The sequence below is a fragment of the Streptomyces chlorus genome (genome assembly GCF_042655885.1).
In the GTDB taxonomy this organism is placed as follows: domain Bacteria; phylum Actinomycetota; class Actinomycetes; order Streptomycetales; family Streptomycetaceae; genus Streptomyces; species Streptomyces chlorus.
The window spans coordinates 1-21,589 of sequence record NZ_JBHSOA010000030.1; the positions used below are offsets into that span (position 1 = coordinate 1).

A 21,589-nucleotide genomic window follows, 5' to 3' on the forward strand; every position below is an offset into this window, starting at 1 on the left:
GCCGCCCAAAGCAGCGACCCCGACAGCAAGATCAAGACGACAGGTTAATGATCGGCAGACCCTAAAGGCTGTCCCGTAACCGATCTTTGGCATGAGGGTGGATGGTCGGGGTCGGTTCCTGGGACTGACCGCTGGGCTACGCCGCCAGGACTGCGTCGTTCTGGCGGGCTGTCCGGTGTGGTGACCTTATGTCCAAGGTGGTCAAGGAGCCGGCGGGGTTGCGGGCGTGGTGACGGAGGCCGTCGGCGATGCTTGTGCGGCCGGTGAGTTGGGGGCCGACGGCCCGGTTCCCGAGGGCGGCCATGGCTCGGGGTGGGGTGCGGCCCCGATCCTCACTCGGGAGGCGTCTTCTCCGTAGGTGCGGACCCGGATCGACCGGCTGCCGTCGGGAAATGCGGCGAGGGTTCTGGTCCGGAACGGGCAACCTCTTGGCGGCATCGACATCGGTTCACCGCCTGCGGCCGCACGACACAGCAGCGGCCGGCAGGGGTCGCCCTCTTGACAACAAGCGGATCCATAAAGGGAATTGAGCAACAGAGTCCCCCTGCTATGGTGCGCCGATGTCATCGATCAAGCAGTTCCAAGTCACCTTCGACTGCGCAGAACCTGAGCGCGTCGCTCGTTTTTGGTGCGAGGTATTGGGGTACGTCGTACCGCCGCCACCGGAGCAGTTCGCCACGTGGGGCGATTTCGGCCGCTCCCTGCCTCTTGAGGATCAGGGTTCATGGTTCGCATGCATTGATCCCTCAGGTGTGGGCCCGCGACTGTATTTCCAGCGCGTTCCCGAAGGCAAGGTCGTCAAGAACCGGCTGCATCTTGACGTGCGGGTCGGCACCGGACTCGTGGGTGAAGAGCGCCTCGCCACACTCGAGGCCGAATGCGCACGACTGGTCGCGCTCGGCGCGGTACGCGTGCGACTCCTGCTTGCTGATGGAGTCAACGAGTCGTGTCTCGTGATGCAGGACATCGAGGGCAACGAGTTCTGTCTCGACTGAGCATCCTCCGAGACGGCGAGGTGGGGAGCCGTCTTCCTCGGGCCTCTATGCGCCGTCGGTCGAGAGCTTCGCGAGTGGCGGCACGAGCCGTGGGCGCGGGCGGCGGTGAGCGCGCGCCTGCCGTGGGTCAGGGTGCCGGTTCCACCACGTCCGCCACCACGCAGCTGATGTTGTCCGGGCCGCCGGCCTCGTTGACCGCGGTGATCAGGGTGTGGACCGCCTCGTCGGGCCGGGCTGGTGGTCGGCCATGCGGCGCAGCAGGACGAGCTGGAGGTCGAGCGGGGTGAACGGGCCGGACGGGCTACCGGGGGGATTCGCGGGAGGCACGGGAACCATCGTCGCTCACCGGGGGCGCTCCGGGGCGGCGGCCGTCCGGGAGGAACAGCACCGAGTTCACATAGCGCGGACCCCTGAGCGCGCTGTGCGGCAGGACGCGGCGGAGCAGACCGTGGGAGACGACGTAGGAGGCCCTGGCCTGGTGGGCCTCCAGGGGGAAACGGGCCAGCGGGACCCAGGCGTCGTCGGGCAGCACCCAGCCGTCGTAGCCCAGCAGGGACAGAGAGGTGACCACGGGCGCGATCGGCTGGATGCGGGACTCCAGCTCCACGAAGAGTGCCGGGCGGTCGCGGGCGAGGATGCCGGTGGCGCCGCGCAGCACCGCCGACTCGTTGCCGTCCACGTCGATCTTGATGAAGCCGACGTCCTTCAGGCCCAGTTCGTCCAGCGTGACGCAGGTGACGTCCAGGGCGTGGCCGTGGATGTCCCGGCGGACCAGGGAGGACACCCCCCGGTCGCCGCCGTCGTCCGGCGGCAGCCACAGCCGGGCGGTCCCGGCGCGGTCCGAGGCCGCCGCACGGACCACGCGGACGTTCGGCGGGGCGCCGGAGGTGAGCAGCCGGGCCAGGTGGGGGACCGGTTCGACGGTCACCACCCGGCGGGCGTGCCGGGCCAGCCGGTACGTCCAAGGGCCGTACCAGCCGCCGACGTCGACCGCCGTGCCGCAGTCCGGCGGGCACAGGTCGGCGAGCCGGGCCAGCTCGGGCTCGAAGCGCGGGTAGACCGCGCGGGCGGCGGCGGCCACGACCCGGGTGGGCAGGACGGACGCCGCACGGGCGGCGAGCGTGACCCTGGGACGGTCCTTCGTCATGGGGTCGCCCCCGGGGTACCGGGACGGCGGGTGTCGTTCCCGGCCCTGTGGTTCTCAGACATGTGGTCCTCGACCATGGGGTCCTCGGACATGTCTCCCGCGGTCGTGTGGTCCTCGGCCACACGTGCCAGCAGTTTCTCGTGCTCCTCGTCCGAGACCTGCTCGCCGGAGGATGGGAGCAGCTGCGGGATGCCGTCGATGATCGGGTAGCGGCGGCGCAGGCGCGGGTTGTACAGCGCCTCCTCGTGACCGCCGGTTCCGGCTCCCTTTCCGGCGCCGCCCGCCGCCGCCCCGCCGTCCCTCCCGGTAGCGGCAGCGGCAGCGGCGGGGAGCAGATGCAGCGGACCCTTGTCGAGCGGGCAGGCCAGAATCCTCAGCAGCGGGTCGTCGGGCTTCACGGGGGCGTCAACTCCTTGAGTGTGGTGCTTGGTGGTGAGGTGGTGTCGTGTTTCGGCATGGCCAGCAGCACGGTGACCGCGAGCACCGTGCCCGCCACGCGCAGGGCCAGCCGCAGGGGTTCGTCGGGGAGTTCCTCGCCGAACGACAGCGTGCCGAGCACCGCCGTGTACAGACATGTCACGGTCGTGCACACCGGCACGATCAGCGAGGCCCGGCAGCGCTGGAGCGCAGCCTGCGACAGCACCAGGCCGAACGCGCCGGTGAACAGCAGCAGGTACGGGTAGGGGGAGCGCAGCAGGCCGAGCAGCGCGTCGCCGATGCCGCCGGCCGTCAGGTGGCTCGACACACCCTTGATGGCGAGCGAGCTGACGCCGTAGAGCAGGCCGACGGCGACCCCGTACTCGACGCCGGTGGTCGGCATCCGGTGCCGGCGCCGGGCGCGGCGCTCGGCGGACCGGTAGAGCCACACCCCGGCCGCCAGCGACGGCACGCACACCAGCAGGATCAGCTGGTACGGCGCGTCCCGGCCGACGGTGTCGGCGCCCGCGCCGCCCTCCTTCAGCGACAGCACCACCATCAGCAGCGCGAGCAGGATGGCGCCCAGCGCGTACCGTTCCCGGCCGGTGGTCTCCTCGCCGAGCAGCCGCGCCGACAGCGTCACGAGGAGCACCAGGCCGGAGACGAACAGGCCCTGGGCGGCGGCGATCGGCAGGGTCCGGTACACGGCGAGCTGTGCGCCGAAACCGCCGGCGAGGCACAGCGCGCCGGCGATCCACAGCGGGCTGCCGAGCACCAGCCGCAGCAGCCGCGCCGGCCGGTGAACCGTTACTTCGGGCAGGGTGGCGAGTGCCCGCTTCTCCAGGACGAACCCGCCGCTGTACAGGACGTTCGACACCAGGGCAGCGGCCACTCCCCACCACATCGTCCCCGGCCCCCCTTACGTCCGGCGCGCGTGCAGCAGCAGGATCGACGCGAGCGGTGGCCGGGCACAGGCCAGCCGGTCCAGCATCCGCAGCGGACGCGGCACCCCGTGGAACGGAGCGCCTTCGAGGCGTACGACGGTGAATCCGGACGCGGCGACGAACTCCCGCAGCGCGCGGGCGGTGTAGAGCCGCAGATGCCCCACCACCTCCGAACCCGGCCTGCCGTGGATGCCGCGGAGGCTGACCTCGGAGAACACCGGCTGCACCCCGGCCAGCAGCAGCGCCCGGTTGTACCAGGCGGCCAGATTGGGGGTGGACAGCATCAGATGGCCCCCGGGGCGCAGCACCCGGTGGATCTCCTCCAGGGCCGCGTCCGGGTCGACGAGATGCTCGATCACCTCGCTGAACAGCACCGCGTCGGCCGATCCGGACGCGAACGGCAGCCCTCCGTCGGTGAGTTCGCCGCGCACCGCGTACGGCATCCGGGTGCGGGCCCGTGCCAGGGCGTCCTGGGACCAGTCGACGCCGACGAGCCGGTGGCCGTGCAGGAGGGGTGCGGCGGTGGCCGCGGCGGAGCCGTCACCGCAGCCGATGTCGAGGATTGTCCGCGCGCCCCCGGCACCGGCCGGGCCGAGCGCCCCGGCGAGCATCCGGGCCTGGCGGAGGCTGCGGGAGGGGCCCGAGGCCACGGGGACGGCGGGGTTCTCGTAGAAGTCGCGCAGGTTGCGGGGCGGGGACGCGGTGGTCGTCACGGGGCCGCCTCCGTGGAGTGCAGATGGTGCGCGAACAGGTCGCGGAGGTGGGCGCCGTCGTCGTGCCCGAGCAGCGCGCGGGACCAGCGCACGGCCAGGTGCAGCCGGCCCGCGGTGGAGGCGGTGGTGAAGGTGAGGCCGCGGGGCATCCGGGCGGGAGCCGAGAACCACACCGCGTGCGCGCACCCGGCCTCCTCCCCGAAGTCCAGCGGGTACGGGATGCGGCCGATGTTGCTGAGCAGCGTCGTCGACATCCAGGGTGCCGCCGCCCTGCGCAGGGCGCGGGTGAGGGCACCGCGGGCGGCGACCGGCCCCCAGGGGGCGGTCAACAAGGCTGCCCCGTAGCCTAGTTGGGGGCGGGGGAGCGCTTTCAGGGCACGGGTGCGCAGGGCCGTGCGGTGCAGCAGGGCGGGCAGGTCGGACGTGTCCAACTCTCCTGGAGAGAAGGGGACTTCGACCAGACGGGTGCCGTTGCCGATGGGCATCGTGGCGTCCCGCGGGCGGTCGTCCACCGGCATGGTGATGCGCAACGGGCGGGCCGGAGCGCCGTGTTCGCGGTTCCAGTGGGCGAGGGTCAGGGCGGTGGCGACCATGAGCTGGTCGTTGACGGTGTACGGGGAGCCCTTGGGCCGGTGCGGCAACGGAAGCTCGGTGTGGAGCAGTCCGTTGCCGCGACGGGGACCCGGGTGCGGGTCCGGGGCGCCGCGGGCCACCCGGGCGGGGGGAGCCCACGGGGAGGGCGTGTCCGGCGAGTCCGCCCGCGGCGTCTCGGACGGCCGCACGGGCGGGGCGGCGGCCGAGTTGTCCCGGCCGCCGTAGATCTCGGCGGTGGTGGCCAGGATGCGCAGGCCGGCCGGGCCGTCGAGCGCCGTGTGGTTGAGGGTGAGGAGCAGAGCGGTGCCCGTCACAGTGTCCGCGCGGCCGTCAGCCCCGCCGCCGGCCCCGCCGTCCGCCCCGGACTCGGTGGCACCCGGGGCGGTCACCGCCTCGAGGCGGATCGGCGGGGACGCCGTGAGCGGGGGCGCCACGGCCATGGCCCGGCCCCGGGCGTCTTGCAGGGAGCCGGGGCTCGGCGGTGGAAAGCCCACCGCCTCCACATCGGGCTCGTCGGTCAGTTCCCACTCGTAGCGGCGCCGGTACCAGGGGCCGGGGGCCTCGCGCATGAGGATGCGCGGGTGCCGGCGCAGCGCCTCCAGGAACGCCTTGCGCAGGCGGCCGGGATCCAGTTCCCCGGGGAGGCGCACCTCGATGAGCACCGTCTCCGGTTCCTTCTCCTGGGCGCAGTGCCGGGACACCTCGTCCACCACGGGGAACGGGATACGCAGGGGAGCGGTCATCCGGCCGTGCCCCTTTCCGTCGGCCCGCCGCCCGTCGAGCCGTCCGAGCCGCCGGAGCCGCCCGTTTTCTGCGCGCGGGGAAGCCGCTGCGTGGGCGTCCCCAGGTCGGGCGGCGGCGAGTGCACCGGAACGCGAGGCGGTACCGGGGGCGGCACGGCCGTGTCGTACCGCGCCGTGTCGTACCCCGGACCGTCGGCGGCGCCGGGCCCGTGCTCGTCCGTCCCGTGCTCGTCCGTCCCGGTCCCGTCCGTCCCGGTCCCGTCCGTGCGCCCGGATCCCCAGCCGTCCTCCCGGACCGTGCGCCCGGAATCCGGACCACCGAGGCTCACCAGCGCCGCGAACAGGCCGATCAGTGCCAGCAGTTGGGCCAGGTGCCCGTAGGCACCCTCGCCCGCGCCCGCCGGCTCCCCGGCCCCGAAGGCCGCCACGATCCCCGCTCCCGCGAGGGCGGCGAACGCCACCGGCACCAGCAGGGCGGCCCTGCGCCACGCGAGCAGCGCCAGCGCCGGGATCAGCAGCGCCCACCAGCCCGCGATCACCACGCCGACCAGCGTCAGCGCCACCGCGCCCAGCCACGGTCCGGGCGCCGGCGGGGCGGGCTGCGGGGCGTCGGGGTTCTCGGCGTTCCGGCGCCACAGGGCCAGCCCGATCAGTACCGCGATCCCGACACCGCTGCCGATCAGCCCGGCGTCGTACGTGGTGGCGGGACCGTAGGACAGCTTCACGGTGCCGCTCTCGCCGGCCGGGATCCGCCAGCCCTGCTGCCAGCCGTCCAGCCGCAGTGGCGTCAGTTCCTCGCCGTTCAGGGTGGCCGTCCAGCCCTTGTTGTAGTTCTCGTACGTCGTGAGGTACGAGGCGGCGCCCGAACCGACCGACAGCTCGCGCTGGTCGCCGAGCCAGTCCTTGACCGTCAACTCGCGCCCGGCCGTCGAGGCGTCCGGCACGGTGCCGCGGGTCAGGGTCAGGGCGGTGACGGTGAGCGGGCCCGCGTCACCGGCCTCGACCCGGTGCTTTCCGGCAGACAGCTCCAGGGCCGTCCCCTCCTCGCCCTCCTGGCAGAGCGTCACCTCCACCGGGCGCCGCTCCACCAGGTCGCCCACCGTCCCCTTGACGCCGGTCTCGTGCAGCCGGCCGTCGACGGCCAGCACCGGTCCCTTGCCGCACGCCAGGGTGAACTCCCGGTCGGCGGACGGCTGCGGGGTGCGGTACTCGTCGAGCGCCGGAACGTAGACCTCCGTCAGTCCCACCGGCAGGTCCAGATCCTCGCCGACGACGGGGTTGTGCAGGGTGAGCGGTGCGGTGCGGGTGATCGTGATGTCGAGCCGGTCCGTGGTGATCGCCGGGAAGCGGACCATGCCGTTGTCGTCGACGCCCGCGATCGCCGCGCCGTCCGGGGAGCTGATGTGTACCTCGGTCGGCCGGGTGGACAGCCCTCCCGCGGCCGCCAGGACGACCTCGTCGACGGGCTGCTTGCCGTCCCAGCTCAGATGGACGACCGGCCGCTCGCCCGCGATCCAGGCGGTGGTCAGGTCGCCGTCGGTGAGGTTGCGCGCGGTCAGGCCGGCGCCGAGGCGGGCGGTGGAGTCGGCGGTGGCGGTGATCCGGGCCTGCTGCTCGGGCGCCACCTCGTACAGCAGGCGGTCCAGGCCCTCACCCGGCACGGCCACCGCGCTCGCCGCGACCTCGTAGGTGCCCGCCGTGCCCGTGGCGAACGTGCGGTGCAGTCCGTTCTCCGTACCCGTGGGCGACAGCCCGGTCGGGTCGGCGGCGCGGTGCAGCGAGACGACCTGGGCCGCCGCCGTGGAGTCCTCCGCGTCCGTGGGCAGCCGCAGCATCCGGGTCACCCGCACGTCCGGCAGGTCGATCTCGGAGAAGCCCGCGCCGCCCAGGCCGGAGTGCCCGGACACCGAGTCGACGATCGTCAGCTTCATCCAACGCGTCTCGCCCGCAGGCGTCTTGACGTCCTGCTTGGTTCCGTTCGCCTGGAGGAAACTGGTCTCGGAACCCCGCTCCGTCTCCACCCGCACCTTGGTCGCCGCCGCCCGCATACTGTCCTGCGGCAGCGGGATGATGCCGAGGGAGTCCGGCATGTCGTAGCTGTCGTCGAAGGCGATCCGCAGCCACTGCCCGTCCGGCGAGACGGCCGACCCCTCCGCCCAGGCCGTGTCCGGGTTGCCGTCGAAGGCGTTCACCGGGTCGTACTGCGGCAGATGGAACAGCCAGTTGCCGTACGAGGACGCCGACACCGAACGGGCGCCGCGCAGTTCGGCCACCGTCTGGTGGTCCAGGCCCTCCTTGGGAAGGATCTGGTGCGGCCGCTCACCCGCGTCCTGCACGGCGTCGGGCGCGTTGCGCTCGTCGGGGGTGTACGTGTACGACGTGTTGGAGTTGACCAGGCCGAACCGGGTGTCCGCGTACCGCATCCCGTCGCCGGTCACCTGCACCGACGGGGTGCCGAGCCCCGGGTGGCCGTCGCCGGTCAGCACGGCCGGCCGGCCGCGCAGCTCGCCGGCCAGCGGCAGCAGCGCCTCCGGGCCGCCGGAGACCACGGCGGTGTCGGCGATCGGGGCCAGCGAGGCCTGCCCCGGACGCCGGACGTCCGCCCCGGTCGGACGGTAGATCTCCACCGCCCGCTGCTGCGGGTACAGCCCCTCCACCTGGAGCGGGGTGCCGTTCGCGATCACACCGCCGGTCGACACCGGGCCGAGCCCGGTGACCCGCTCGTACCCGGACTGCGTCAGGGTGCGCTTGACCGTCGTGGTCGGCACCTGCCCGACCTGGTCGGGGTCGAGGTCGTTGCGGACGACGACGTAGAAGAGACCCGCACGGCTCAAGTAGTCTGCGAGACCCGGGATTTCGGCGCCGGTCAGCAGGGCCTGCTCGACCGCGTCCAGGGCGCGCCGGTTGCCCGGGGTGCCGAACGGCACGTAATCGCGCTGCGCCCAGCGGGAGTCGGCGACCACGTCGAGCGGCTGGTCGATGGTCGAGCCCCAGGTGTGGATGCCGTGCGCGGTCGCCGGCACGACGAGGGCACGGGAGTCGGGGGAGTTCTCCTCCAGCCAGTCGGCCGTGGCCCGCCAGTACGTGGGGATCTCCTGGAACGAACCCGGGTTGAGAATGGACCCGTTGAGGTACGGCCACATCAGCCCCGGCAGGATCAGCACCGCGGCGACCAGGGGCGCGAAACGCCCGCCCCGCACCCGCCGCCGGACCCCGTGCGCCCCGTCGGCCGTCCGTGTCCGCACGGCCGTGCCCACCAGGTGGGCCAGGCCCAGAATCAGGGCGAGCGCCAGGCCCGTCTGGAACTTGTAGATGTTGCGGAACGGCGACAGCCGGCCGTCCAGCCAGTCCTGCACCACCGAGTGGAACGGGCCACCGAACGCGCCGCCGTACCCGGCGAGCAGCACCAGCGCCGTCACCAGCACCGTCAGCACCAGCCAGCGCCGCTCCGGCAGGTCCCGCCGGGCCAGACCGGCGAGGCCCAGACCGGCCGCCAGCGCCGAGCAGACGATCACCGGCACCGAGGAGGCGACGGTCCAGCCCGCGGGCAGCCACGCCTCACCGAAGTGCAGATACCCCACCCAGTTCCCGGCCCCGCGCAGCGCCTCGGTGGCCGCCATGGTGTCCGTCGTGGTCTGCGCGGTCTCGACGTAGGGCAGGAAGTTCTCGCCGTACACGCCGAGCAGCAGCAGCGGGATCCACCACCAGGCGGTCGCCACCGCGACCGCGGGCGCCCACCAGGCGATCAGCCTCCACCGGCGCGGCCTTGGCGGCCGGGACAGCAGGTACAGGCCCACGGGCAGCAGCGACGCCAGCGTCGAGGCCGCGTTGACCCCGCCCATGAACGGGACGAGCAGGGCCGAACGCAACGCCGCGACCCGGGCCGTGTACCGCTCGTTCGTCAGCGGCAGCAGCACCCACGGCAGCAGCGCGCCCGGCAGGGCGGCGGCCGACGTCGAGCCGATCACCGTCGTGAACAGCGGCCACAGCGCGTACGCCGTCGCCGCGAGCAGCCGGGACGCCCCGTTGCCCACGCGCAGCCGCTCCGCCAGACGCAGCGCGCCCCAGAACGCGACGGACACGATCAGCGACAGCCACAGCCGCTCGGCCAGCCACACCGGGAGCCGCACCAGATCGCACAGCCAGTAGAACGGCAGCATCGGCCACAGGTAGCCGGCGTACTGGTTGTTGACCCCGCCGAACGACCCCTGGTCCTGCCAGAGTTGGCCCAGGTCGGCGAGGAACCGGCCCGGGTCGACGGTGACACCCAGCTTGGTGTCGAAGGTCTGCCGCCCCGGCTGCACCGCCAGGAAGAGGGCGAACACCACCACCCAGAAGCCCAGCAGCCAGCGCCGCGACCGCGGGCCCTGGGGTGGGCCCGCGGCAGTCGCGGTACGGGGGACGGCTGCCGGAGGGGGAGCCTGGACCGTGGTCGTCATTCGGGACACCGCCGGAGGATGAGGAGGAGGTTCCATGTGGCGAACTCACGCAGACCGGGCACCTTGACCACGGTCTCGGTGAGGAACGGCCAGTAACGGGAGCGCGCCGAGACGATGCGTACGTCGGCGCGGCCCCGTACCTGCCGCAGGGTGGTGCCGATGTGCACCGGGAAGAGGTTCTCGCCGAGCGTGTGCTTGGCGGGCCTGCCGGTACGGCGCCGGTAGCGGGCGCGGGCCCGCTCGGCGCCGAGATAGTGCCACGGGGCCCATTCGTGCCCGCCCCACGGCGACAGCCAGTTGGTGAACGACACGTAGATGAGCCCGCCCGGTCTGGTCACCCGGGCCAGCTCGCTGAGGAAGGTCTGCGGATCGGCCACGTGCTCCAGGACGTTGGACGAGAACGTCACGTCCGCGGCGCCGTCGCACAGCGGCAGCAGGTAGCCGTCCGCGATCACGGTTCCCTCGAGCGGCTTCTCGGCCAGCTCCCGCACGTCCGGCTCGAACAGGAAGGCGTCCGCGCCGCGGCGGCGGAACTCCTCGGTGAAGTGCCCGCTGCCGCCACCGACGTCGACCACGACGCGGCCCGCGACGGGCCCGCCGTACGCCTCGACCTGGTCGGCGGCGTCCCGGGCGAGCAGCGCGTAGCAGGCGTCGGGGTCCTCCTGCTCCCGCAGGAGGGCGCGGAAGAGGGCGAGGGAACGGCGCGGGGAGGGGTCCTTCGGCGCGCCGCCGCCCTTGTCTCTGCCGTTCATACCTCTGTCACCCGGTCCTGTCTCGGTCATGCCCCTGCCAGTCATGTGTCTGCCGCTCATGGCCGATGACTCCGCACCGCCTCCGCCGCCACCGCGCCGAACTGCCGCACCGTGCGGTCCCAGCGGAAACGGGCGGCGTGGTCCCTGGCCGTCTCGCCCATCAGTTCCCGGCGGGCACCGGACAGGGCGAGCGTGCACCAGGCCGCCGCGAACGAGGACTCGCCGCGGGCCAGCACGCCGGTCCTGCCGTCCACCACGGAATCCCTGAGACCGGGCACGTCGAAGGCGACGGTCGGGGTCCCGCGCGTGGCCGCCTCCGTGACGACCAGCCCCCACCCCTCCACCGCGGAGGGGTGCAGCAGCAGCCAGGCCGCGCACAGCAGACGGTGCTTCTCCGCCTCGGAGACATGGCCGGTGAACTCGACACCGGGACCGGCGAGGCGTTCGAGACGCTCCCGCTCGGGGCCGTCGCCGACGATCACCAGCCGGCCGCCGGTGACCGGCCGCACCCGTTCCCACAGCCGGAGCAGCAGATCGATGCGCTTGTACTCGACGAGCCGTCCCACCGCCACGAAGAGCGGCTCCGGGGAGCGCTCGGTGCGCGGACCGGGCTCCTCCACACCGTTGTGCACGACCCTGATCTGCTCGCGGGGCACGCCGATCCCGTGCAGCGCGTCCGCGGTCGACGGGGAGACGGCGACCAGCAGCCCGTGCTGCCGGGCGCCGGTCAGTGCCCAGTGCTCGAGCCTGCGCCCGATCCGCGCGGCCGGAGCCAGCGGACCGCCGAAACGCATCCGCCACAGGTCGGTGTGCACATGGTTGACCAGGCACAGTGTCGGCCCGCGATGCCACATCGGCGCCAGGTACGGCATGCCGTTGCAGACCTCGACCAGCAGATCGCAGCCGCCGACCTGGCGGGCGAAGGCGGAACGGGCACGCAGGAAGTGACTGTAGGCGCCGCCCGCCGACACCACGCGGTAGTCACGGACGGGGGTGCCCCTCTGCTCGAGCGCGGCCGAGAGCTTGGGGGGCGCCGGCCCCCCGCACAGCAGGGTGACATGGTGGCCCCTGCGGCTCAGACCGTTGGCGAGCCGGTCGACCAGCAGTTCGGAGCCACCGGCCGAGGGGTTGTCCAGGTCGCGGTGGGCGAGGAAGACGATTCGGCGAGGAGTGGGAGGCGCCGCCGCCGGAAGTGCCTGCGGCACGCTGGGGAGCGGCGTGCGGTGGAGGTCCCTCCCCTCAAGCGGGGTCGAGAGTGGGGGAGAGGACGGTACGTGCTGGGGCATCGGTGCTCCAACTCGTCTTGGGGTCATGCGTGGGGTACGCGGGACACGTGCGGGTCGGGCCGGGGTGTGCGAAGCACGGGCAGTGCTGCCGAGCGCGGGGAGTGTCGGAGGTGCGGGGAGTGTCACGAGGCGCAGGGGGTGCGGAACGTGATGGCGCGGAACGGGGCGGATTTCGGACGGGCGGGGTGGCGTCGGCCGGACTCGAATGCTTCGGGAGAGCACGCGTGCTCTCCCTGGGCGTGGACGGTGAATGGCTTGTGCACGGGGTGGGGGTGGACAGTTTTCGCCCAGACGTCCCCCAGTGCTACTCACCGGGATGACAATTTCGACCCTTGTCGACTCGGAAGTCACTTCAGTTCGTGAGTGTTTACTGAGCAGTACCGGGCAAACCGGGACGCTCTTCTTCCTTCCGGCCACGTGCCACCAGAATGCCGCCGGTCACCGCGAGTACGAATCCCGCCACGGCCGCGCCGACCGGAAGGGTCTCGCCCACCATGCGCAACTGTCCGCTGTCGCGCTTCGCCTGCCGCACGGCCTCCTTCTGCGTGGCGGTCGTGAACGAGAGCTTCTCCGCGTCCAGCAGCACCGCCGCGTCCTCGTCCCCGCCCGGTGCCCGCAGCGCGCGCCTGGGACCGGTCTGCGCGTAGATCACCCGGCCGGTGGCCTGGTCCACGACCAGCTCGAGGCCGTGGTTGGAGTACCACTCCTCGGCCAGCACCTGCGGCCGGTCCGGCTCGTCGACGAGGCTGCCCGGCACCAGCCGGGTACCGGTCTTCGTCGCCGGCACCGAAGCGGTGAACCGGTAACCCGTGTACCCCTGGACCTTCTCGGTGCCCCGGTAGCGCAGCACGACCGTGTCGCCGAGGGTGTTGTCCCACCACTGGTAGGAGCGCTTCTGCACGTCGAAGGGGAACTTGAGGTACGCCTCGCCCTCGATACGGGGCTTCTCCTCGCAGCAGTGCACCGGCTTCGTGGTCTTGCGGTCCAGCACCCAGCGGTGCGGGGAGAAGTCCAGCGCGTCGTGCGGATCGGCGGCCGGCAGCGACTTGTCGGTGTCCACTGTGGTGATCACGTCCCACACGGCGTTCCCGCTGTCCACGCCGGCCTCGACGTTCCCGCGCACCCGCTGAGTGACGGTGATCGCCTGGCCCGACACGGTCTCGACCCGGTCGAGGTCGAACACGCTGCCCCGGCCGGTGTAGACGGCGGTGGTGTCGATGTCGAGCGGGTTCACCGCGGCACGTGGCTGCACGTACCAGGCCAGCAGGGGCGCCAGCACCAGCAGGAACGTTCCGAAACCGAGCATGACCAGGGAAAGGGGGGAGGCTGTACGGCGCATCCGGGCACTCCAGAGGCTTGGGACGGATCGGCGCGGACAGGCCGGATCCGTAGCGGGAAAACGCGCGTGCGGGAGGGGCGGAGCCATCCGGCACCCCCTGCGGGCCGGGACCGAACTCCCTCTGGGCCGGGAACCGTAAACGCCCCTTGACGGAGTGTCAATGCGCACTCGACACTGGGGGCGACGGACCGGGGTGGCGGAACGCACTTTCGGGGGGTGGGGAAATCCTCCGATCAGAGAGGCTGACCCTGAGATGTCCAGACTGCTCGCCGCCGCGCTGACGGTCGTGCTCGCCTCGGCCCTCGCCGTGGGCGCGGCCCTCGGCGTGGCCGCGCTGCTCGATGCCACCCCCGACCAGCCGAACACGCCGTTGATCACCTATGAGCACGCCGGTCAGGGGAGCTGACGGGTGACGGCGTCCACCACCGTCACGGCCCGCTCCGCCTGGCACGACGTCCCGCGCTCCCAGGTGCACCGGTTCGCCGAGACGGCCATGGCCGAGGCGCCGGGACTCGCGGAAGAGATCATGAGCGAGATCCAGCGCGAGTACCCCGAACTCCCCGTCGTGCTCGACGACTCCGGCGAACCGATGGCTCTCATCGGCATCCGCCGCGCCATCGAGGTGTTCGTGCAGCATCTGGTGCACGCCGACTACTCGGCGGGCCGCCCCACGGCGCCGCCCGGCCTGTTCCACGACTTCGGGCGCGGTGAGGGCCTGCACGGACGGTCACTGGACTCGCTCCAGGCGATCTACCGGCTCGGTGTCCGCATGGCCTGGCGGCGGCTCGCCGAGATCGGCCAGCGCATCGACATCCCGCCGCCCGCGATGTACGAACTCGCCGAGGCGGGCTACGCATACCTGGACGGACTGGTCGACCAGTCCGTCCGCGGCTACGCCGAGGCCGCCGCCCGTCAAGCGGGGGAGCGGCTGCGGTCGCAGCGCCGGCTGATGGAACTCCTGCTCACCGAGCACCACCGGGGTGATCCGGCCGAAGCGCTCGCCGAGCGGGCCGCCCGCGTCGGCTGGCCGCTGCCCGGGAAGGTCGCGGTGGGCGTCCTGCGGCGCCCCGCGCGGGAGGCGGTCGCGCCCGCCGTGGGCCAGGAGGTGCTGCTCGACATGGAGTACGAGCAGCCCCGGATGATCGTCCCCGAGCCGGACGCCGCGGGCCGCCCCGAACTGCTGCACCGCGCGCTCACCGGCTGGTCCGGCGCGATCGGACCGCCGGTGCCGCCGGCCGACGCGGCGAAGTCGCTGCGCTGGGCCGAGGCCGCCCTGCGCCTGATGGAGCGCGGGCTGCTGCCCGCCGGCGAGGTGCTGCACTGCACCCAGCACACCGAGGCGCTGGTGCTGCTCCAGCCCGAGGAACTCATCGACGACCTCGCGCTCAAGTGCCTCGCCCCGCTGGCCCACTGCACCCCCACGAACGGGCGGCGGCTCGCGGAGACGCTGCTGGCGTGGCTGGAGACCCGGGGCGGCGCGCCCGAGGTGGCGGCGCGGCTCGGCGTGCACCCGCAGACCGTCCGCTACCGGCTGCGGCAGATCCGCGAACTGTGGGGCGACGAGATCGACGACCCGGACCGCCGCTTCGAACTGGAACTGGTCCTGAGGGCGCAGCGTCTCCGCGGCGAACTGGGAGGGCCCCGGCCCCGGCGCTGACCGGAGGGGTGACCCGGACCGCCGGGGCCGGCAGGCCGGTGTCGACTCTTCGGCAGGCCATTGCCCGGGTGGGTCCGGGTGGCTAGCCTGTGTGTTCGTCATTCCGATCGCCTGTTGATATCTCGAACGGGCTGAGACAGACAGGGAGGGGCCGGTCGTGGGACGCCTCGTACCAGCCGTGACCCGGGCTCTCGACATTCTCGAGCTCTTCCTCGACGGGGACGGGACGCTCTCCGCACCCGACATCGTGCGCAGGCTCCAGCTGCCGCGCACCACCGTGCACGAACTGGTGACCACGCTCGCCGCCCGGAAGTACATCATCCCGGTGACCGGCCGGCCCGGCCGCTACCGGCTCGGCGTACGCCCGTACCAGCTCGGCGCCCGCTACGCCGAGCACCTCGACCTCGCCGCCGAGGGCCAGCAGGTGGCCCGGTCCGTCGCCGAGACCTGCGACGAGACGGTGCACGTGGCGATCCTGGAGGACACCGACGTCATCTACATCGCCAAGGTGGACTCCACCCACGCGGTACGGATGGTGTCGGCGGCCGGCCGCCGGCTGCCCGCGCACTGCACCTCCGTGGGCAAGATGCTGCTGGCCTCCCTCCCCGAGAAGGAACTCGCCGCGCGCCTGCCCGACGACGTCGAGCTGGCCGCGATGACCCCCAACAGCATCACCGACCCGGCCGCCCTGCGCGAGGCCCTCGCCAAGATCCGGGCCCGGGGCGTCGCCGTGGAGAGCCGCGAGTCCAATCCGGACGTCAGCTGCGTGGCCGCCCCGGTCCGCGACCGCACCGGACAGGTGGTCGCCGCGCTGTCCATCTCCGTACCGATGATCCGCTGGAGCGACGACCGCCTCGTCGAGCTGGAACAGCTCGCCGCCAAGGGCGCCGACGACCTGTCCGAGCGCCTGGGCCACCGGAGGACGTCATGACGACGACGCGCAACGGCACGTACGAGGTCGCGGTCCGGGCGGAGTCCGCCCTCGGCGAGGGCCCCACCTGGGACCCCGCGACCGGGCGCCTCCTGTGGATCGACATCCTCAACTCCCGGCTGAACAGCTACGATCCGGCCACCGGCCGGCGTACCCTGCGCCGCACCGAACAGCACGTGGGCGCGGTCAAGCCCCGCGCGGGCGGCGGCCTGGTCCTCAACCTGCGGGACGGCATCGGCCTGCTCGACCCCGACGACACCTTCCGCTGGCTGCGCCACGAGCCCGTCCCCGGCCGCCGCGGCAACGACGCCGCCGTCGCCCCCGACGGCGCCCTGTGGGCCGGCACCATGCGCTACGACGAGGCCACCGGCGGCGGCACGCTCTCGCGCGTCACCGGCGACGGCACCGCCGAACTCGTCCTCGACGACGTGACGGTGAGCAACGGCACCGGCTGGAGCCCCGACGGGCGCCTGATGTACTACATCGACACCCCCACCCGCCGTGTCGACGTCTTCGACCACGACGCGGACACCGGCAGGGTCACCGGCCGCCGCCCGCTGGCCGAGGTCGAGGACGGCGCGGGCTTCCCCGACGGCCTCACCGTCGACGCCGAGGGCTGCGTGTGGGTGGCGCTGTGGGACGGCGGGGCGGTACGCCGCTACACCCCGTCCGGCGCCCTGGACCGGGTGATCGAACTCCCGGTCCCGCGCGTCACCGCCTGCGCCTTCGGCGGCCCCGGCCTGACCGACCTGTACCTCACCACGGCCCGGGTGGGCCTGGACCCCGCGCCGCCCCTGGCCGGCTCGCTCCTGGTCGTCCCGGGCGCGGGCGAGGGTGTCGCCCAGCCCGCCTTCGCGGGCTGACGCACGGACCGATTCCCTTCCCCGGGCCTGGCCGGCCTGTCGCTCAGACCCCCGTACGATCCAGCCGCTCGAGGACCTTCTGCTCGCCCGGGGTCATCGGCGGCCGGGTCGACGGGGGCAGGGGGGAGCCGGCGAGGGTGGCGAGCACCGTGGCCGGGTGGAACACGCGGGCCGGGGACGTGCGCAGACCGGTGATGCCCCAGAGCGCCGAGGCCGCCGGGTACGAACCGGTGGCCGCCCGCGTGACGCGCCGCGTGTACGCGGAGACGACGCGGTCGGCGGCGGTCGGCGCACCGCCGCGCACCCCCGGGTACAGCACGTCCTGACTGACCGCCATGGACCAGGCGGCCTCCGCCACCCGTGCCGCACCCCGCTGCACCCGCCGGGCGAGACCGGGCGCGCCGAGGTCACCGGCCACCCCGTTCAGCTCCCGGCCGAGGACCCGCGCGCCGAACGCGGCCACCGACATGCCGTGCCCGTACGCGGGGTTGAAGGTGGCCAGCGCGTCCCCGAGAGCGACGAAGCCGTCCGGCCACCGGGGCGCCTTCTCCAGATACCGCCGCACATTGCTCGTCGACCGGCTCAGATGGATGTCGGTGAGCGGCTGTGCGCCGGAGACCAGCCGGCCCACGATCGGGTCCGGCAGGTCGAGCATGTACCGCAGGAAGCCCTCCGGGTCCGCGGGCGGCTCACCGCCGCGTGAGCCGCCGCAGCTCACCAGCCACCGGCCGCCCTCGACCGGCATCACCATCGCGCTCCGCGCCGGCCGGGAGACGAACGGGTTCGCCTGCACGATCGTCAGCGGGAACCTTTCCGCACCTTCCGGTACCCGGTACAGACGCGTCGCGTTGACCAGACCGGAGTCCACGGTCCGCTCCAGGATGCCGGAAAGGCCGAGCCCGTCCAGCCAGGTCATGACCCGCGTACCGCGCCCGCTCGCGTCGACGACGAGGTCCGCGTCGAGTTCCTCGTCACGGATCGTGTGGCGGTTCACCCGGCCGCCGGGTGCCGCCACCCGTACTCCGTGCACCCGCCCGGCGGATCCCGTCAGCCCGGTCACCGCCGCCTTGCGGATCTCGACCGGCGCGTGTTCCAGTACCGCGGTCCGTATCACCCAGTCCAGCAGCGGCCGGGTGCACGTCAGCATGACCGGTCCCGCGCGCCGCCACCGCCTCAGCCAGCCCTCGGAGGTGAGGGCCAGCATGCCCGAGCTGAGGGAGACCTCGTGCGCACCGCCGGCGAGCAGCCGCCCCCGCGGATCCACGCCCGGCAGCAGCTCCTCCATGGCGTCCAGCCCGCCCGGCATCAGCAGATGCGCGTGGTGCCCCTGCGGCAGGCCCCGGCGGTGTTCGGGGCCGTCGGGCAGATCGTCGCGGTCCAGCACGATCACCTCGTCCGCCCCGGCGTCGGACAGGGCGGCCGCTGCCAGCATGCCGGCCAGCCCGGCACCGATGACGACAGCTCTACGCGACATGGGGCTCCTCGGGTTCTGTCATGGGTCCAGCGATGGAGTTCGGCCCCGCGCCGTCGGGCGCGGGAGGTGTGCGGGGTGCGGGGGCGGCGGCGCGGGGAGGGCGGTCCCGTTCCCGGTCCAGCGCCTGGGCCAGTTCCACCAGCCCGCTCGTGTCCAAGACCTCGGTGGCGTGCAGCCGGTAACTGCCGCCGGTCTGGGGCGGTTCCTCGCGGGCGGCGGCCCGGCGCGCCGCGTCGGCGAGCAGGGCGGCCTCCGCCGCCAGCCGGGCCTCGTGCGGGGAGCACCCGGCGGCCAGGGCGTCGTCCCGCGCCCGCTCACGGACGCGGTGGTCGAAGTACGGTGCCAGCGCGAGCAGGGCGTCGTGGATGGAGACCTCGCGCCACTGCAGCCGGACCTGGGGGAGCTGCCACCAGGCGGTGGGCGGCTTGGGAGCGGTGGACGCCGACCGTACGAGGCACCACAGGGGAGCCAGCCGCCGGTGGTCGAGCAGCCCCCGCCACTGGGCGAGCGTCGGGGGCAGCAGCCTCGGCAGCACGAATCCCGCCGAGCACAGCACCGCGCCCAGCGAGGCCATCGGCGGGGCGACGTCGGTGGACAGGAAGTCGAGGTCGCGTCCGTGCCAACGGGCCACGACCGCCGTGTACTTGGTCAGCTGGAAGCCCACCACGTCCAGCAGCGTGCCCAGCAGGATCAGCCGCAGCCCGGTGCGCAGCAGCCCGGTGACCTCACGGGCCCACTTCAGACACACGGCGCACATGACCAGCATGGCCGCGCTGTGCCCGAGCAGGTACAGCAGGATCATCTCCCGCATGAACGGGGTGTTGGCGTAGTACGTGTCGAGGTCGGTCAGCCGCTCGGTGTCCGCGTCGGCGAGCGCGAACAGGACGACGATGGCGAGCACCAGCAGCCCGTACGCGGCGACGCCGCGCAGCACCATGCGCCGCACCAGCTCGCGGGGCCCGCCCCGCCAGTTGATCAGCAGGACGAGCGCGGCGCAGCTGTACGCGGAGAGCATTCCGTAGGTCAGCGGCGCACCGAAGTTGGGGATGCCGGTGAGCTCGTTGACGGCGGCCAGGGTCGCCGGGGCGGCACAGAAGAAGACCAGGGCGGCGAGCGCGATCGCCACGCAGGTGGACAGCGTCAGCGGGTCGCGCAGGGCGGTGCGCGGGCGGCGCCGCACCAGGACGGAGGAGATCCCCAGCATGAAGGCGGCCAGGTACACGACGAGACTCATGCCGCGGCACCCCCTCGCGGCGCGGTGCGCCCGGCACCGCCGGACCGGCGGTCACGGGCGTCGCGGTTCATACGGCTCCCGTCGGTGCCGTAGGTGCGGTGGGCGCCGTGGCGGAGGGTGCCGGAGCCGTCGGCGTCACCGGCGCGGCCGGTGTCACCGGGGCGGCCGGTGCGGTGCCGGCCAGGGCGTCGGCGATCCGGGCCAGTGCGGCCGGTCCCGGGATCCGGTCGAGGAGCCGTCCGGTGCCGTGGGCCGGCGGCAGCCGGCGTCCGGGTGCGGCCTCGTCCCGTACCGCGGTGACGATCACGGCGGCCCAGGCGGCGGCCTCGGCCCACTCGGGATCGGCCGTCGTGGTGAGCGCGGACGCGCGGGTCCGGTCGAACAGGTCCCGGTCGAAGTAGGCGTCCAGGTGGCTCAGCGCGTTGTGGATGCTGGTCTGGCGCCACACGAGGAGGGCGGCGGGGGAGGCGAGCCGGGGCCGGGGCAGCCGCAGCGTCCGGCGGACGAGCAGGTCGTCGAGCGTCCGCTCCAGCGGTTCGAGCCGGGCGTACGTCCGCCGGGCCCGCCCCCACCGGGCCGCCCGGGGCGTGACCAATGGCACCAGCACTCCGACGACCGTCAGCAGCGCGCCCAGCCCCGCGGCGGCCGGGGAGACGGCGGTGCCGAGTGCCGTCCAGTCCCGGCCGGACCAGCGGGCGGCCACCGCGACGAGCTTGGCCACGCTGTAGCCGGTGCCGCACAGCGCGCCCGCTCCCATCAGCGTCAGGCCCGCCCGCAGCCCGCCCCGCACCCGGCGCGCCCAGCGCAGCGACGTCACCGCGGTCACGGTCACCGCGGTGAGGTGCGCGACCAGGTACAGCACGATCATCTGCGCCAGATACGGGGTCGTCGCGTAATAGGTGTCCAGGTCGGTGCGGCGCTCCACCGGCGCGTCCCCGAGGGCGAAGGTCACCGCCACCCCGACCAGGACGCCGGTGTAGGCGAGCATCCAGCGGCGGGCGGTGCGGCGTACGCCGGGCCCGCCGCGCCAGTGGACGACGAGCACCTGGGAGGCTGCGCCGTAGGCGATGATCGCCGCGTACGTCAGCGGCGCCGCGAGGTTCGGCACCCCGCCGAGGCGGTTGATCGCGCCCACCGTCGGCGGCGCCCCGAGGAAGAAGCAGAGCCCGGCCAGCCCCAGCACCGCGCAGATGGCCCGCAGATACGGATCGCGCCGGTGCCGCAGCAGATCCGGGGCCCGCACCAGCAGACCGAGCCACAGCGCCCCGCAACTGACGTAGTTGATCAGGCCGTTCATCGTCTCGTCCCGCGGTGGTTGAGCGCGGCCCCGATGCGTCCGGCGAGGTCCTGCGGTTCGCCGGAGCCGCCGCCCTCGGCGGCGAACACGGAGTCGGTGGAGGCGTCCATCCAGATGCGCAGCCGACGGCCCATCAGCATCCCGAAACGGTCGGCCTCCTGTTCCTCGGCGAGGCTGAAGTCGGTACGAGCGGCGGCAGGTTGGTGGCTCGTAAGATCGCCCTTCGGGCGACCGCCGGATCCCGCTTCCGCTTCCATCCGCCGCCGGTTCATGTGCCACACCTCGTGGCAGAAGATCACGATCTGGTGCCACGCGGCTGCCCGTTCGTCCACCACCACGTCGTCGTGGCCCTCCCGCTCCAGCCACAGTCCGCTCGCGGTGTGCGGCGGGAACGCCGCCCGGTGGACGAGGACTTCACGCCCCCGCCAGGCGCCGACGGAGGCGACGAGTGCGTTGAACAGGGCCTCGGGCTCGGCGGGCACCGGCACCCGGATGGGCTCGATGAGTGCGTCGGCGAGACGACGCATCTCCTTCCTGGTGCGCACCGCTCTCTCCCTTGTTTCCCTGTTCCCCCGGGTGATCTCAAGGCCGTTCGAGACTACGCGCCGTGAGGGTCCACGTCATGCGAACAGGTGTCCCGTCGGCCAGGCCCCGAGATCTTGTCCGAAGCATTGACGCGCCCGCGCCCGCCCCTTACGTTCCGTTCGAATTTACGGGCGTCATTCGATATGTCGAACATCGAATGTCGGGAGCGCCTTCTTCGG

Annotated in this window: 17 protein-coding genes and 1 pseudogene; 5 read left to right on the forward strand and 13 right to left on the reverse strand. The window is 73.1% G+C overall.

The window, feature by feature from the left end; all coding sequences use genetic code 11:
• Nucleotides 1–560: 560 nt before the first annotated feature.
• Nucleotides 561–995 carry a VOC family protein gene (locus ACFPZI_RS14995; protein ID WP_381363281.1) on the forward strand — a complete coding sequence of 145 codons (435 nt, stop codon included), beginning with the start codon at nucleotides 561–563 and terminating at the stop codon, nucleotides 993–995.
• 301 nt (nucleotides 996–1,296) lie between these two features.
• Here ACFPZI_RS14995 and ACFPZI_RS15000 read toward each other — a convergent pair whose 3' ends face one another.
• The 9 genes and pseudogenes from ACFPZI_RS15000 to pgfA all read right to left on the reverse strand — a co-directional run bounded on the left by ACFPZI_RS15000 (nucleotide 1,297) and on the right by pgfA (nucleotide 13,369).
• A complete protein-coding gene (locus tag ACFPZI_RS15000; protein ID WP_381363283.1) occupies nucleotides 1,297–2,142 on the reverse strand; it encodes an FkbM family methyltransferase in 846 nt (281 codons plus the stop codon).
• 116 nt (nucleotides 2,143–2,258) lie between these two features.
• Nucleotides 2,259–2,540 (reverse strand): annotated as a pseudogene (locus tag ACFPZI_RS15005) (Trm112 family protein); the annotation flags it as partial.
• Nucleotides 2,537–3,451, reverse strand: coding sequence for a DMT family protein (locus tag ACFPZI_RS15010; RefSeq protein ID WP_381363434.1), 915 nt, complete (start codon nucleotides 3,449–3,451; stop codon nucleotides 2,537–2,539). The pseudogene ACFPZI_RS15005 and the gene ACFPZI_RS15010, both read right to left, overlap by 4 nt.
• A 27-nt stretch (nucleotides 3,452–3,478) precedes the next feature.
• Complete coding sequence (locus ACFPZI_RS15015; protein ID WP_381363284.1) at nucleotides 3,479–4,216, reverse strand: class I SAM-dependent methyltransferase; 738 nt, start codon at nucleotides 4,214–4,216, stop codon at nucleotides 3,479–3,481.
• A complete protein-coding gene (locus ACFPZI_RS15020; protein WP_381363286.1) occupies nucleotides 4,213–5,553 on the reverse strand; it encodes a condensation protein in 1,341 nt (446 codons plus the stop codon). The genes ACFPZI_RS15015 and ACFPZI_RS15020 overlap by 4 nt, the downstream gene beginning before the upstream one ends.
• On the reverse strand, nucleotides 5,550–9,992 hold the full coding sequence (locus ACFPZI_RS15025) for an alpha-(1->3)-arabinofuranosyltransferase domain-containing protein (RefSeq protein WP_381363288.1): 4,443 nt from the start codon (nucleotides 9,990–9,992) through the stop codon (nucleotides 5,550–5,552). Before ACFPZI_RS15025 ends, ACFPZI_RS15020 begins: the two co-directional genes overlap by 4 nt.
• Nucleotides 9,989–10,744, reverse strand: coding sequence for a class I SAM-dependent methyltransferase (locus ACFPZI_RS15030; RefSeq protein ID WP_381363290.1), 756 nt, complete (start codon nucleotides 10,742–10,744; stop codon nucleotides 9,989–9,991). Before ACFPZI_RS15030 ends, ACFPZI_RS15025 begins: the two co-directional genes overlap by 4 nt.
• Before the next feature lie 56 nt (nucleotides 10,745–10,800).
• Nucleotides 10,801–12,030: a glycosyltransferase family 4 protein gene (locus ACFPZI_RS15035; RefSeq protein WP_381363292.1), complete on the reverse strand. Its 1,230-nt coding sequence runs from the start codon at nucleotides 12,028–12,030 to the stop codon at nucleotides 10,801–10,803.
• Nucleotides 12,031–12,397: 367 nt separating this feature from the next.
• Nucleotides 12,398–13,369: a cell envelope lipid trafficking protein PgfA gene (gene pgfA, locus ACFPZI_RS15040; protein WP_381363294.1), complete on the reverse strand. Its 972-nt coding sequence runs from the start codon at nucleotides 13,367–13,369 to the stop codon at nucleotides 12,398–12,400.
• 253 nt (nucleotides 13,370–13,622) lie between these two features.
• Between pgfA and ACFPZI_RS15045 the strand changes: the two genes are divergently transcribed.
• From ACFPZI_RS15045 to ACFPZI_RS15060, 4 genes are all read left to right on the forward strand, one after another.
• Entirely contained in the window at nucleotides 13,623–13,775 is a 153-nt protein-coding gene (locus ACFPZI_RS15045; RefSeq protein WP_381363296.1) for a hypothetical protein, read from the forward strand.
• A 3-nt stretch (nucleotides 13,776–13,778) separates the two neighbouring features.
• Nucleotides 13,779–15,026, forward strand: a complete 1,248-nt coding sequence (locus ACFPZI_RS15050) for a PucR-like N-terminal domain-containing protein (RefSeq protein ID WP_381363298.1) — start codon at nucleotides 13,779–13,781, stop codon at nucleotides 15,024–15,026.
• 157 nt (nucleotides 15,027–15,183) lie between these two features.
• Nucleotides 15,184–15,957 (forward strand): IclR family transcriptional regulator, encoded by a 774-nt coding sequence (locus ACFPZI_RS15055; RefSeq protein ID WP_381363300.1) that lies wholly within the window; start codon nucleotides 15,184–15,186, stop codon nucleotides 15,955–15,957.
• Nucleotides 15,954–16,820 (forward strand): SMP-30/gluconolactonase/LRE family protein, encoded by an 867-nt coding sequence (locus tag ACFPZI_RS15060; RefSeq protein WP_381363302.1) that lies wholly within the window; start codon nucleotides 15,954–15,956, stop codon nucleotides 16,818–16,820. The genes ACFPZI_RS15055 and ACFPZI_RS15060 overlap by 4 nt, the downstream gene beginning before the upstream one ends.
• A 43-nt stretch (nucleotides 16,821–16,863) precedes the next feature.
• Here the strand turns inward: ACFPZI_RS15060 and ACFPZI_RS15065 are convergent, their stop codons facing one another.
• The 4 genes from ACFPZI_RS15065 to ACFPZI_RS15080 all read right to left on the reverse strand — a co-directional run bounded on the left by ACFPZI_RS15065 (nucleotide 16,864) and on the right by ACFPZI_RS15080 (nucleotide 21,370).
• Nucleotides 16,864–18,294 carry an FAD-binding protein gene (locus ACFPZI_RS15065; protein ID WP_381363304.1) on the reverse strand — a complete coding sequence of 477 codons (1,431 nt, stop codon included), beginning with the start codon at nucleotides 18,292–18,294 and terminating at the stop codon, nucleotides 16,864–16,866.
• The gene (locus tag ACFPZI_RS15070) at nucleotides 18,284–19,528 is read right to left on the reverse strand and encodes an MAB_1171c family putative transporter (RefSeq protein ID WP_381363306.1); all 1,245 of its coding nucleotides are present in this window, start codon (nucleotides 19,526–19,528) and stop codon (nucleotides 18,284–18,286) included. Before ACFPZI_RS15070 ends, ACFPZI_RS15065 begins: the two co-directional genes overlap by 11 nt.
• Nucleotides 19,529–19,595: 67 nt before the next feature.
• Complete coding sequence (locus tag ACFPZI_RS15075) at nucleotides 19,596–20,825, reverse strand: MAB_1171c family putative transporter (RefSeq protein WP_381363307.1); 1,230 nt, start codon at nucleotides 20,823–20,825, stop codon at nucleotides 19,596–19,598.
• The gene (locus ACFPZI_RS15080) at nucleotides 20,822–21,370 is read right to left on the reverse strand and encodes a toxin (protein WP_381363309.1); all 549 of its coding nucleotides are present in this window, start codon (nucleotides 21,368–21,370) and stop codon (nucleotides 20,822–20,824) included. Before ACFPZI_RS15080 ends, ACFPZI_RS15075 begins: the two co-directional genes overlap by 4 nt.
• Nucleotides 21,371–21,589: the final 219 nt, after the last annotated feature.

Bases quoted from the DNA above. Each gene is read 5' to 3' on its own strand.
- ACFPZI_RS14995 (WP_381363281.1), top strand. From the start codon at position 561: ATGTCATCGATCAAGCAGTTCCAAGTCACCTTCGACTGCGCAGAACCT.
- ACFPZI_RS15000 (WP_381363283.1), bottom strand. From the start codon at position 2,142: ATGACGAAGGACCGTCCCAGGGTCACGCTCGCCGCCCGTGCGGCGTCC.
- ACFPZI_RS15020 (WP_381363286.1), bottom strand. From the start codon at position 5,553: ATGACCGCTCCCCTGCGTATCCCGTTCCCCGTGGTGGACGAGGTGTCC.
- ACFPZI_RS15025 (WP_381363288.1), bottom strand. From the start codon at position 9,992: ATGACGACCACGGTCCAGGCTCCCCCTCCGGCAGCCGTCCCCCGTACC.
- ACFPZI_RS15030 (WP_381363290.1), bottom strand. From the start codon at position 10,744: ATGAACGGCAGAGACAAGGGCGGCGGCGCGCCGAAGGACCCCTCCCCG.
- ACFPZI_RS15035 (WP_381363292.1), bottom strand. From the start codon at position 12,030: ATGCCCCAGCACGTACCGTCCTCTCCCCCACTCTCGACCCCGCTTGAG.
- pgfA (WP_381363294.1), bottom strand. From the start codon at position 13,369: ATGCGCCGTACAGCCTCCCCCCTTTCCCTGGTCATGCTCGGTTTCGGA.
- ACFPZI_RS15045 (WP_381363296.1), top strand. From the start codon at position 13,623: ATGTCCAGACTGCTCGCCGCCGCGCTGACGGTCGTGCTCGCCTCGGCC.
- ACFPZI_RS15060 (WP_381363302.1), top strand. From the start codon at position 15,954: ATGACGACGACGCGCAACGGCACGTACGAGGTCGCGGTCCGGGCGGAG.
- ACFPZI_RS15065 (WP_381363304.1), bottom strand. From the start codon at position 18,294: ATGTCGCGTAGAGCTGTCGTCATCGGTGCCGGGCTGGCCGGCATGCTG.
- ACFPZI_RS15070 (WP_381363306.1), bottom strand. From the start codon at position 19,528: ATGAGTCTCGTCGTGTACCTGGCCGCCTTCATGCTGGGGATCTCCTCC.
- ACFPZI_RS15075 (WP_381363307.1), bottom strand. From the start codon at position 20,825: ATGAACGGCCTGATCAACTACGTCAGTTGCGGGGCGCTGTGGCTCGGT.